Source organism: Amycolatopsis sp. EV170708-02-1 (assembly GCF_022479115.1).
Taxonomy (GTDB): Bacteria; Actinomycetota; Actinomycetes; order Mycobacteriales; family Pseudonocardiaceae; genus Amycolatopsis.
This window is the reverse complement of record NZ_CP092497.1, coordinates 5694817-5706685: the sequence shown is the minus strand read 5'-3', so window position 1 is coordinate 5706685 and position 11869 is coordinate 5694817. Positions and strand designations below refer to the sequence as shown.

General features: G+C 70.5%; 9 protein-coding genes and 1 pseudogene. 5 read left to right on the top strand and 5 right to left on the bottom strand.

Annotated elements, in window-relative coordinates; genetic code table 11:
- Positions 1-5: 5 nt before the first annotated feature.
- Positions 6-1247 (top strand): fatty acid--CoA ligase family protein, encoded by a 1242-nt coding sequence (locus MJQ72_RS25685; RefSeq protein ID WP_315860750.1) that lies wholly within the window; start codon positions 6-8, stop codon positions 1245-1247.
- Positions 1248-1485: 238 nt separating this feature from the next.
- On the opposite strand, the gene MJQ72_RS25680 is transcribed toward MJQ72_RS25685, so the two are convergent.
- The gene (locus MJQ72_RS25680) at positions 1486-2295 is read right to left on the bottom strand and encodes a trypsin-like serine protease (RefSeq protein WP_240593571.1); all 810 of its coding nucleotides are present in this window, start codon (positions 2293-2295) and stop codon (positions 1486-1488) included.
- A 136-nt stretch (positions 2296-2431) separates the two neighbouring features.
- Here MJQ72_RS25680 and MJQ72_RS25675 point away from each other — a divergent pair, with 136 nt between their 5' ends.
- The 3 genes and pseudogenes from MJQ72_RS25675 to MJQ72_RS25665 all read left to right on the top strand — a co-directional run bounded on the left by MJQ72_RS25675 (position 2432) and on the right by MJQ72_RS25665 (position 4726).
- Entirely contained in the window at positions 2432-3166 is a 735-nt protein-coding gene (locus MJQ72_RS25675; RefSeq protein ID WP_240593570.1) for a helix-turn-helix domain-containing protein, read from the top strand.
- A gap of 37 nt (positions 3167-3203) precedes the next feature.
- Positions 3204-3614, top strand: coding sequence for a VOC family protein (locus tag MJQ72_RS25670; RefSeq protein WP_240593569.1), 411 nt, complete (start codon positions 3204-3206; stop codon positions 3612-3614).
- Between the two features lie 81 nt (positions 3615-3695).
- Positions 3696-4726 (top strand): annotated as a pseudogene (locus tag MJQ72_RS25665) (RNA polymerase subunit sigma-70).
- A gap of 166 nt (positions 4727-4892) precedes the next feature.
- On the opposite strand, the gene MJQ72_RS25660 reads toward MJQ72_RS25665, so the two are convergent.
- Together MJQ72_RS25660 and MJQ72_RS25655 are read right to left on the bottom strand one after the other, a co-directional pair.
- A complete protein-coding gene (locus MJQ72_RS25660; RefSeq protein ID WP_240593568.1) occupies positions 4893-5477 on the bottom strand; it encodes a dihydrofolate reductase family protein in 585 nt (194 codons plus the stop codon).
- Positions 5478-5555: 78 nt separating this feature from the next.
- Positions 5556-8084, bottom strand: coding sequence for a tetratricopeptide repeat protein (locus MJQ72_RS25655; protein WP_240593567.1), 2529 nt, complete (start codon positions 8082-8084; stop codon positions 5556-5558).
- Between the two features lie 144 nt (positions 8085-8228).
- Here MJQ72_RS25655 and MJQ72_RS25650 point away from each other — a divergent pair, with 144 nt between their 5' ends.
- Positions 8229-10745 (top strand): tetratricopeptide repeat protein, encoded by a 2517-nt coding sequence (locus MJQ72_RS25650; protein WP_240593566.1) that lies wholly within the window; start codon positions 8229-8231, stop codon positions 10743-10745.
- 174 nt (positions 10746-10919) lie between these two features.
- Here MJQ72_RS25650 and MJQ72_RS25645 read toward each other — a convergent pair whose 3' ends face one another.
- Positions 10920-11441 carry a hypothetical protein gene (locus MJQ72_RS25645; protein WP_240593565.1) on the bottom strand — a complete coding sequence of 174 codons (522 nt, stop codon included), beginning with the start codon at positions 11439-11441 and terminating at the stop codon, positions 10920-10922.
- Positions 11442-11688: 247 nt separating this feature from the next.
- Positions 11689-11850 (bottom strand): hypothetical protein, encoded by a 162-nt coding sequence (locus tag MJQ72_RS25640; protein WP_240593564.1) that lies wholly within the window; start codon positions 11848-11850, stop codon positions 11689-11691.
- Between the last annotated feature and the right edge of the window lie 19 nt (positions 11851-11869).

Sequence of the window (11869 nt, the reverse complement as noted above, 5' to 3'; positions counted from 1 at the left end):
CGGGGATGGCCGCCCGGTTGTCGGCCGCGGGGTGCGGTTCGGCGGACATCGTCGGGGTGCGGGAACCCGACGGACGGGACGCGGTGGTCGCCGAACTGGCGATCCTCGCGCTCGGCGCTGTGGTCTTGCCCTTGCCACGCGGGGCGGACGCTCTGCTCGAACGCGCCGGTGTCCGGTTCGTCATCGAGAGCGGAAGAGTGTCGGGTTCGTCGAAACCGAGCCGTGTCGCCGACGTCCACCCGGATGCTCCGGCCCGGATCCTGGTGTCGTCCGGTTCGGAATCGGAACCGAAGATGGTCGCCTACTCGCACAACGCCTTCGCCGGCGGACGGGCCAACTACGTCCGTGCCGTCCACGGCGAGACCGCGGTACCGCGAGACCTGGTCCTCGTCTCGCTGACTTCGGGGTTCGGCTCTTTCGGTGTCGCGGTGACGCTGTGCCGTCTCGGCGGCACGCTGATCCTGACCCGCCGGTTCGACGCGGGCGCGGCGCTGCGGCTGATCACCGAACACCGCCCGACACACGTGTTCGGCGTGCCCGCGATGTGGCGGCGGATGGTCGAGCACCCTTCGACCGCGGACCCCTCGGGGCTCGTGGCCATCGTGTCGAGCGGCGACACACTGCCACCTTCGACGCGCGACGCCTGCCGACGTCGGTTCGGCGTGGGGATGATCGACGTCTACGGCTCCTCGGACGGGGTCAATTGCCATACGACGACGCCGGAAAACGGTGTCGGCGTCCCGGATCCCGCGGTATGCGAAATACGCGTCGTCGACGGCGAGATCCGCGCGAGAGGCCCCATGACACCGCTGTGCTATGTGGGCGCGCCCGAGCTGGACGCGGCGTATCGGCTGGACGGGGGCTGGGTGCGGACGGGGGACGACGGCCGGTTCGACGACCGGGGCGGGCTCCACGTCACCGGCAGGCGCAAACGGGTGGTGATCCGCGGCGGGTACACCATCAGCCCGGCCGAGGTGGAGCTCGCGCTGGGCGGCCATCCCGCGATCCGCGAGGTCGCCTGTGTCCCGGTGCCGGACAGCGTTCTGGGGGAACGGCTCTGCGCGTGTGTGTCCGTCCGGAATGGACACTCGCCGGGGTTGCCCGAGCTCAAGGCGTTTCTTGCCGCCAGGGGGCTCGCCGTCGCGAAGATGCCGGAATTCGTGATCACGCTTCCCGAGCTGCCGCTGGGACGTACCGGGAAGGTCTGCCATCGCACGTTGGCCGAGATCGCGGTGAGGCGAAGGTGAGTGGGGAGGATTGGGGACGCTCAACGTCCCCAATCCTCCCCACTCGACCTGTCAGCCCCAGGCTTGACCGGCTTGATCAAGCTCTGAGGACCGATTGACCGCTCGACGGTGGAGGATTTGGGACTTTCGACGTCCCAATCCTCCACGCTCAGCCCCAACCAGGGCTGAAGGCTCCCTTCGCCGCATAAGACTCGGCGAAGGGAGCCTTCAGCCCACCATCGGACCCGACAACGAAAGATCAGCGGTGCCCGTGAATGGTCCGGTGGATCCACCCGGCGTAGGCGGGAACGCTCGTGTAGAGGCCGGGGCCGTTGGCGCACGGCACGTCGTCGTCGCCGGGGCCGGACGTGACACCGATCAGCTCCCATCGGCCGCCCCAGCCGCGCTGGACCTGCGGTCCGCCGGAGTCGCCCATGCACGCCATCGCGCCGCGCTTGCGGCTCACCGTGCACAGCCGGGTCGAGTCCGCGTAACCGGGCGAGCATTCGGACACGGCGCCGATGCGCGTGTCGAGTTGCTGAAGCCGTTCGGGGAACACGACCTTGTCCAAGTCGGCGGTGTCGACCGTGGTCCCGAAACCCATCAAGCGGGTCGGCGTGCCGGGGCGGCCGGGACGGTCGGCGATGCGGATGGGCCGTTCGGAGACCGGACGGTCCAGTCGCACCAGCGCGATGTCGTTCTTGTTCGGCGCGCCCGGCTGGTAGCCCGGGTGGCGGACCCAGCGGTCGATCGTGCGGACGGTGCCGCCGGACGTCCGCCGTTCGCTGCCGATGCGCACGGTGCCCTCCGGCGTGGCCGGGTTGTTCTCCGGGTCGACGCAGTGTGCCGCGGTCACCACCCACTGTGGATGCACCAGTACGGCACCGCAGACGCCCTTGGCGTTGTTCATTTCGGGCACGACCTCGGGGATCGAGGCCATGAATTCGTAGCGCTCGGTGGAGTTCTTGCCGTTCACCACGGCGCCGGCGCTGCCGGGCACCGCGATCGCGCAGAACACTCCCGCCAGCGTGACAGCGGCGGCACGGACCAGGTTGCGGCGTAGGGTCATGCGTTTCCTTAGTTCGAGGACCGGATCGATCGAGTCCAGCCTCGTCGTCCACCCTGTCCATGACCATCGGGCGAGCCCCCGAACCGCGGTAGCGCTCGTACCACCTGCGGATCGGCGCCGGTGCTAGCTTCTTGCCGTGAGCCTTGACGGCGTCGAGCAGCGTCCCTCGGATTCTCCGTACGTGGAGCGGATCTACCGTGCCGGTCAGGCTGCCGTGGTGCCGTCGCGGATGCGCTCCATCGCGAACTCGAACTGGGAGCTCGTGGTGTGGCGCGACCGGGGCGAGACGCAGGTGGCGGTGCGCGGGCCCGAGACGAGCCCTACGGTGCTGGAGCTGGGCCCGAGTGAGGGCGAGACGATCGGGATCATCTTCCGGCACGGTGCGTACCTGGCGCCGATGCCGGTGCCGGGACTGGTCGACACCGCGGTGCCGAGCCCGCACACCACGGCTCGTTCCTTCGTCCTCCAGGGTGAGGAGTGGGAAACACCGGCCTACGACAACGCCGACGTCTTCGTGGACCGCCTGGTCCGTGCCGGATTGCTGATCCGCGATCCGCTGGTCACCGACGTGCTCCGCGGCGAAGTGCCCACTTTGGTCACGCCGCGGTCGGTGCAGCGGCGGGTGGCCGCGGCGACCGGGCTGACGCAGGGCGCGATCCGGCAGATCGAGCGGGCCAGGCAGGCCGTGATGCTGCTGGGGGAGGGGATGGCGGCGATCGAGGTCGCGCAGCGCGCCGGGTATCACGACCAGCCGCATCTGGCCCGCTCGCTGACGCGGTTCACCGGACGCACGGCCACCCAGCTCAGGCGGACCGGCGAAGACGAGGTGCTGTCGCTTCTGTACAAGACCGAGGTCGCGGTGCGCCCTTAGGTTCTTGGTGACGCACCGACCTACTGGAGGACATCCCATGGCAATCTCGCAGATCTACGTCAACCTGCCGGTCTCCGACCTCGAGGCGAGCACGAAGCTGTACACGGCGATGGGCGGAACGGTGAACCCGGACTTCAGCGGTGACACCTCGGTCCAGGTGGCGCTCGCCGACACGATCCTGGTGCAGCTGATGACCCGCGAAACGTTCGCTTCGTTCACCAAGCGGCCCATGACGGACGGGCCGATCGAGGTGATCAACGCGTTGGCCGCCGGGTCGCGCGAAGAGGTCGACAGCCTGGTCGACGCGGCACTGGCCGCGGGTGCCACCGAGCCGCGCGCCGCACAGGACATGGGCTGGCTGTACAACCGGGCCATCGACGACCTGGACGGCCACAGCTGGGAGCTGCTGGCCTACGACCCGGCCGCCATGGGCGACGGCCAGGAGTGATTTCGGGGCTTCACCGATCAGAAATCCTCCGCCACGTCGTCTCTTCTGGTGGCTCACTCACCGGTGGAAGGATCGACGACCATGACCGACGCCGGATCGCCGGGCGCGGACGAGACCACGTTCATCGAGGTGGTTCGCTCCGGCGATCCGGCGCGGTTCGCGCTCGTCACGGAACGTCACCGGCGTGAGCTGCAGGTGCACTGCTACCGGATGCTCGCGAACTACGAGGACGCCGAGGACCTGACACAGGAGACGTTCCTGCGGGCGTGGCACAAGCGGGAGTCGTTCAAGGGCCATGCCGCGCTGCGGACCTGGCTGTACCGGATCGCGACGAACGCCTGCCTCGACTTCCTGGAGAAGCGCGGGGACCGCACCCCCGTACCGGCCAGGCTGGAGCACTCCGAGGTGCTCTACCTGCAGCCGTACCCCGACCGGATGCTCCCGAGGATCCCCAGGAATCGGTGGTGGCGCGGGAGACGATCGAGCTGGCGTTCATCGTCGCCGTCCAGCACCTGCCGCCGCGGCAACGGGCGGTGTTCATCCTGCGCGACGTGCTCGGCTGGCCGGCGTCGAAGGCGGCCGGCGTCCTGGAGCTGACCGTCGCGTCGGTGACGAGCGCACTGCAGCGGGCGCGGGTGACGATGCGCGGGCGGCTGCCCGAACGCCGCCTCGACTGGCGGGGCGCGGACCTGTCGCAGGACGAGCGCGGTGTGGTGAAGGCGTACATCGAGGCCCATGAACGCAACGACCTCGACGGGCTGGCGTCCTTGCTGCGCGAAGACCTGCGCTTCGCGATGCTGCCCGAGGCGGGCACCCTGACCACGACGGCCGAGGACGCGGTGGACGGCTGGGTCTCCGGTGGGCTCTTCCAGCGAGGTCACGACGACTGGCGCGGTATCGCCACGACGGTCAACCGCATGCCCGCCGCCGCGCTGTACCTGCGTGCCCCCGGAGAACCGGAGCACCGGCTGTTCGCCATCGCGGTGCTGCGCGTCGCCGACGGGAAGATCGCCGAGCTCACCGGCTTCGACGCCACCGGCAAGCCATGGCTGGACCTGCCCCGGCACTGTGATCACTCACGTGCCCGGGCCCGATCCGGGAGTTTCGCGTGACCGGCCGGACGGCACGCGTGATCAGACGGACGACACACGTGACTGGAGGGACGACACACGTGTGCGGCCGGGTTTGCCGCGAGCCGTCCCCCTGGACACAAGTGTCGTCCGTCTGATCACGCGTGCCGTCCCTCCAGACACGCGAAACGACCTGGGTCAGGCCTCGTCAGCGTCTCGTCTCGTACCGGGCCAGCGTCACGCCGCCGGGAAACGTCCGGGTCTCCACCAGCGCCAGGTTCACCCAGTTGTCCAGCGGGGTGAAGAACGGCGTGCCGTCGCCGACCAGGACCGGCATGGTGACCAGCACGTACTCGTCGATCAGCCCGGCCCGCATGGCCGCCCCGGCGAGCGTCGCGCCGCCGATGTCCATCGGGCCGGCGTCCTCGGCCTTGAGCCGGGTGATCTCGGTGACCGCGTCGCCGGTGACCAGGCGGGCGTTCCAGCTGACCGTGCCGGTCGTCGAGGAGAACACCACCTTCGGCATGTCCCGCCAGCGGCGGGCGTACTCGATCGCCGCCGGGGTGGCGCCGGGCCGCCGGTCGGCGGTCGGCCAGTGGGAACTCATCCCCTCCCACAGCTTGCGCCCGTACAGCGCCAGGTTCGTCGCCGCCACCCGGTCGGACCACCACCCGAACAGCTCGTCGTTCGGCGACGAATCCGGTCCGTCGCCCGCGCTCCAGCCGAGGTCGTCGCCGGGCGCGGCGATGTAGCCGTCCAGGGTCACGTTCATGGCGAAGGTCAGTTTCCGCACGTCAAGCCTCCTGTGAGTCGCTCTCACCCGTACAGACGGCCGCGGCGCGGGAAACTGATCGGTCCGGACGGCGAGCCGTCAAAGAACGGCCGGGCTCGCGATACGCTCACGGACTTCGGCGGCCTCCGGCACCCGCATCTCGGTGTACGCGGTGTACGCGGTCCGCCAGTGTTTCCGCGCGGCGACGGGATCACCGTCGGCGAACAGTGCGTCGCCGAGCCCGCTTTGGGCTCTGGCCAGTTCGTAGCGGCTGTCCGCCGCGGTCGCCGACTCGATCGCCTGCCGCAGGCAGCGCACGGCTTCGGCCGCTCGCCCGGCGGAAAGCAGGGTGGCCGCCATGTCGGTGCTTGCGGCCAGCACCCCTTCCCGGCTGCCGATCTCCCTCGCCAGCTCGATGGCCTGCCGGTGATGCGTCAACGCCTCGTCGAACCGACCCGCGGCGACGAGCAGGACCCCGAGATGGTTGAGCACCTTGCCCTCGTCGGCCCGGTTGTGCGTCTGCCTCGCCACGCCGAGCGCCTGTTCGTAACAGGCCCAGGCGTCGGCGGCCTTGCCCATTAGCCAGAACGTGGTGCCGAGACCGTCGAGCGTCCGGCATTCACAGAGGCGGTCACCGCTCGCCCTGGTCGCGTCGAGGGCCTGCGACAGGTAGTCGGCGGCGGCGGAATGATTCCCCAGCCGCATTTCGGCCACGCCGATATTGCACAGCTGCCGCGCCCGGAACGACTCGTTGTTCCGGGCGGCGGCGAAGTCCATGGCCCGCCGGAAACAGGGCAGGGCGGCGCGATAGTCACCGAGTCCGGCCAGCAACAGGCCTACGTTCCCCGACAGGTTGAGGACGTAGTCGGATTCACCGGCGGCGTCGAACTCCTGGATCGCGTCCTGCAGGACGGCGAGCGATCCGGCCGCGTCGCCCCGTTGCCAATGGGTCATGGCCAGCCCGTTCAGCACGTGCCCCCGGGTGACACCGGACGCGACCCGGGCGGCGTCGCCGAACAGGGCGAGCGCGTCACTCACGTGCACGCGGGCCTCGAAATAGCTCGTCATCACGCAAGCGAGCCGGGTCACGTGGTCGTCACGCCCCTCGCCCAGCGCCCACCCGGACGCGACGACGAGGTTGACCCGCTCGGCGTCCAGCCAGGCCATCGCCTCGTCCGCGCCGTCGAACACGAGAGCCCGCGCCGCCGGTGTGGGCAGGTCCTCCCAGCGCTCCGCCTCGTGCGGGTAACAGGTGACGAGCGCGGCACGCGCGGTGGCCAGCTGGAAGTCGAGCAGCCGGCCCGCCGCGGCCCGGCGCACCCTGGCCTGGACGCTCTCCCGGACACGTTTCTCGGCGAACACCCGGACCAGGTCGTGCAGTTCGAACCGGGACCCGCGGGCGGTGACCATGTTGGCCGCCACCAGATCGTCGAGCCGGCGGCGGACGACGCCGACCTCGACGCCGGCCAGCGCGGCCGCCGCGTGGTCGTCGACATCGCGTCCCGGATACAGGGCGAGCAACCCGAGCAGCATCCGGTCCGGCTCGGCCAGCTCGTCGTACGACGTGCGCAACGCGACTTCGACCCCGTCGTCCAGCCGCAGCATGGTCCGCAGGTCGGCGAGGCGGTCACGGTGGTCGGCCATCGTCCACGCGTCCGCGGCGGCCAACCGGCGGGTCACCAGCGCGAGGGCCAGCGGCAACCGGCCGACCAGTTCGACGATGTCGGCCGCTTCGCCCTGCTCGGCGTCGACGCGTTCGTCGCCGATTCCGTCGCGGAGCACCTCGACCGACTCTTGCGGCGTGAACACGTCGAGCGTCACGTGCCGGGCCCCGTCCAGCTCGACGAGCCGTCGCCTGCTGGTGACCAGCACCAGGCAGGTCGGAAGGGCAGGCAGCAACGGCAGCACCTGGTCGACCGACGCCGCGTTGTCCAGCAGGATCAGCGCGCGCCGCCCGTCCAGCAGCCGCCGGAACAGCGCGCTCCGGTCGGCAAGGGTGAGGCAGCCGATCTCGGCACCGGACGCCCCGAGCCGTCGCAGGAAACCTTCGAGCACCGCGGCCGGGTCCGCGGCGGGCCGGTCCGCGTCGAAACCGCGCAGATTCACCACCAGCCGCACGTCGGCGAACCGGTCCCGCTCGGCCAGGAGCCGCGCGACCTCGCTCGCGAACCGGGTCTTGCCGACCCCGGCCATGCCGGAGATCGCCCACACACCGGCGTCGTCCGGCTCGACCTCCAGCACCCGGCGCAGGTGCGCCTGCCTGCCGACGAACCTGCCCGCCGCGGCGGGCAGGTGATCGGCCACGCTGATCACGGCCGCCTCGGTGGCGTTCCCGGTGATCACCCGGTGCGCCTGCCGCCATTCCGCCGCGACGTCCATGCCGAGCAGCACGGCCGCGATGTCGACGACCAGTTCGACGTCCAGCCGTTTACGTCCGGGCAGCAGGCAGCGGTACACGGTGTTGTAGGCGGGCAGGTCGGCCGTGCCCCGGGCGGTGCGCAAACGCCGCACCCGCCGGTGCAGTTCCCGGTGGGTCAAGCCCGCCCAGGCCAACGCCTGCCGCAGCCGCTGGGAGAGCTCGTCGTACGACCGAGCTCCGACCGGGCTCGGCGGCTGCTCCTCCGTCACGGGAACCCCCTGGACACGCGAACCGAACGCCGAGCGACTCTAGCCGAGATCCGTGCCCGGCGGGCCGGGTCGGCGAACTCGGCGACCGGCGATCTCTCCCGTTTGGACAGTGCCGATCGGCCGCACGCACTACCCTTTCCGATCGTGAATCCCGACCGTACGCCGGACGAGGGCGGAGTGCCGCCCGAGCCGCCGGGCGCCGGATCGTTCGACGAGCTGGCGGCCCGGCTGAACGCGCTGCGCGGCTGGAACGGGGTGTCCTATCGGGAGCTGCACCGGCGGGTCGTGCGGGGACGGCGGGCGGCGGGGAACCCCGATCTGCCGGTGTTCAACACGGTCTACCGCTGCCTGCGGCCGGGGCGGCGGCGGGTCGACGCGGACCTCGTCGCGGACATCGTGCGGGTGCTCACCGCCGACGAGACGGTGGTCGCCCGGTGGCGCCAGGCGTGTCAGGTGATCGCGGGGCACACCGCCGACTCGTCGTGGGTGACCGTGGCGGGTGAGCTTCCCGCCGACAGCACGGACTTCGTCGGCAGGCACGCCGAGCTGGCCGCCATCACCGGGCGGTCGCCGGTGGTGGTGATCGACGGCATGGCCGGTGTCGGCAAGACCAGTCTCGCCGTCCGTGCCGCGCACCGGCTCGCGCGGCGGAACGGCACCGAGGTCCGGTTGTGGGCGGACCTGCGCGGTTACGACGCCGACCGCGCGCCCGCCGACCCGCTCGCGGTGCTGGACGAGTTCCTCCGGCGGCTCGGGGTGCCGGGCGGGGAGATCCACCGCCTCGGTCCCGAGGGCAGGCAGGAGACCTATCGGCGGCTGCTCGTGGACCGGCGTCCGGTCGTGGTGCTGGACAACGCGGCGGACGCCGGCCAGGTGCGCCCGCTGCTGCCGGACCGGCCGGGCGGCAGCGTGCTGATCACCAGCCGGCGGCGCCTGACCGGGTTGGCCGGTGCGCGGGCCGTGCACCTGGAGGCGTTCCCGGATAGCGAGTCGCTCGACATGCTGCGCAGGCTCGTCGGTACGGCCGAGGTCGCCGAGGACACCGAGGCCGCCGCGCGGATCGCCGGCCTGGTCGGTCATCTGCCGCTCGCGTTGACGGTGGTGGCGGGCCGGATCCGGAACCGGCGCGACTGGACGTTGCGCGACCACGCCGCCCGGCTCGCGGAACGCCGGGACAGCCTGCGGGTCGAGGACGAGCTGGAGAACGCCATCGGCCTGTCCTACGCCGACCTGCCTGCCGAGGCCGCGCGGCTGCTGCGGCTCCTCGCGATCCATCCCGGCCGCGACGTCGACACGCGCGCGGCGGCCGCGCTCGCCGGGGTGGATCCGCGCACGGCGGAGGAACTTCTCGGCGAACTGGTCGACGGCAGCCTGGTGCAGCGGAGCGCCCAGGATCGGTTCGGCCTGCACGACGTGGTCCGCGTCTACGCGGCGGGGCTGGCGCGGGACGTGGACGCCGCTTCCGCGCGGCGGGCCGCGCTCGGCCGGTTGTTCGACTACTACCGGCACACCGCCTGCCGCGCCATGGACCACTACGCCCCGCACGAACGCGACCGCAGGCCCGCCGTGTCCACTTCGGACATCCCGGCGCCGGACTTCGCCGACGCCGCGGCGGCGACGGCGTGGCTGGACGCCGAGCGGCACAACCTGGTGGGTATCACCGCGCTGGCCGAGGAGCAGGGCAGGCGCGAGGACGCGGCCACGATGTCGCCGATCCTGAACCGGTATCTGTACAACGCGTTGCGCTTCGCCGACGCGGAGATCGTGCACGGCATCGCGGTCCGCGCCGCCGACCCCATGGTCCAGGCGAGCGCCTACCTGAGCCTGGGTGCGGTCTACCTGCGTTCCAACCGCTACCAGGAGAGCATCGATCAGCTGAAGCAGGCGCTCACGCGCTACGACGCGGGCGGTGACCGGGCCAGCTGGGCGCGGGCACTGAACAATCTCGGCAACGCGTTCGACCGGCTCAGCGACTTCGCGGCCGCCGAGGACTGTTACCGGCAGGCGCTGCTCGTGCACCGGGCCACCGGCAACCGCACCAGCGAGGGCCGCGCGCTGGGCAACCTCGGGAACAGCGCGATGCGCGTCGGCGACTGGGACAAGGCCGAGGCGTACCTGGACGAGGCACTGGCGATCATGCTGGAGGTGGAGGACCGCGTCGGGGAATGCCTGACCTACGGCAATCTCGGCACGGTGCACGAACAGCAGGGGCACTCCGCCGAGGCACTCGGCCACTACCGGCGGGCACTCGGCAAGGCACGCGAGTTCGGCTACCCGTTCCCGGAGACCGAGGCGTTGCTCCACATCGGCGTGCTGCTCGCGCGGCTGGGCGAGTACGACGACGCCCTGGCGCACCTGACCGAAGCACTGGACCTCGCGCGCCGGAACAGCTTGGGGGAGTTCGAGGTCAAGGTGCTCAACGGCATCGGCACCGCGCTCGGCGGCCTGGGCGACACGGCGGGCTCGATCGCCAGCTACCGCGAAGCGCTTGCGGTCGCTGAAAAACTGGGCGACCGCTACGAGCAAGCACGGGCGCACAAAGGGATCGAACAGGGCGCGGCCGTCGCCGGTGACACCGGCATGGCCGACGATCACGGTCAGAAGGCGCGGGCCCTGCTCGCCGAGATCGGCCTGCGCTCGTCGGTGTCCGGCGAGTCGTGAGTGGCAATGGTCGTTCCCGCGGGGGCAACGCAAATGTGGCTTGTCGCGAAAGCCACTTTCGAGACGTGTGATGTCCCCAAAGTGGCTTTCGCGACATGATCCGGGCGCCATCGAGGGGGAGTGGCGGTGTCCCGGATCCGTGGTGGGCCGCCGGTCATACCGGCGCGAACCGGCTCACTTCCAGCTGTACGCGACGCCACCGAAGCCCGGCTGGACCTTCGCCCGCACCCTGGGGGTCGAGGCGAGGCCGAGATAACCGCCGCCCTTCTTCGGCGGGCCCGACCAGCGCACGACGACGGTGCCGCCGGTTCCGCAGCCTGCCGTCTTCCAGGTCTTGACAGACTTATTCTTCTTGGTGCTCCAGTAGTGGCCCTCCGCCTGGACACAGATCCTGCTGTTGCTACCAGGCGGGAGCTTCCACGTGTAGCGGCGGTGCTGCGGGTTCTTCTTCGAATCCGGGCTGATGTAGCCGCAGCCCGCCTTGTCCACCTTCCAGTCCTTGTAGCCAGCCAAACCGCCCCGCCATCCGCCGCAGTCGCCGGAAGCGTCGATGCCCTCCGTGGTCACGTCGGTCAGTGCGACCTCGGTCGTGGTGGAGTCCGCCTCTTCCTCGGCCATCGCCGGCGCACTCTGCACGGCGAGTGCCATTCCCGCGACCAGCAGGCCGGTCGTGACCCGTGTCGTCCATTTCTTCACTGGTGTTCTCTTTCTCGTCGTTCGGATCGAAAGCCGTGCGAATTCCGCCGGGCCTTCTTTCGAGTTCGATAGGACGGCCGGCCTTCTGGGTCATTTCCGCGCCAGAAGAGCACGACTTGTCCGCGTGAGTGATTTTCCGTCAGCCAATCAACTGGCCACGGCAAACATTATCGGCAATATGCGGAGCCGCCTAGTGATCTTGTGCGGTGATCTTGATCGAGGTTGTTCGAAAACGCGGATCCGGGCATCAGCCGAGATCGACGAGCGATCCGAAGCCCAAGTGCCGGGCCTGCGAGGCGATGGCGCCGTAGAGCGCCACATCCAGCACGCCCATGCCGAACGGGCCGAGCAGGGGCGTGCGGTGCACGGAGTGCCGGATCCGCGCGGCGGCGGAGCGGATGTCGGCCACGGTGACGAGGAGGACATCG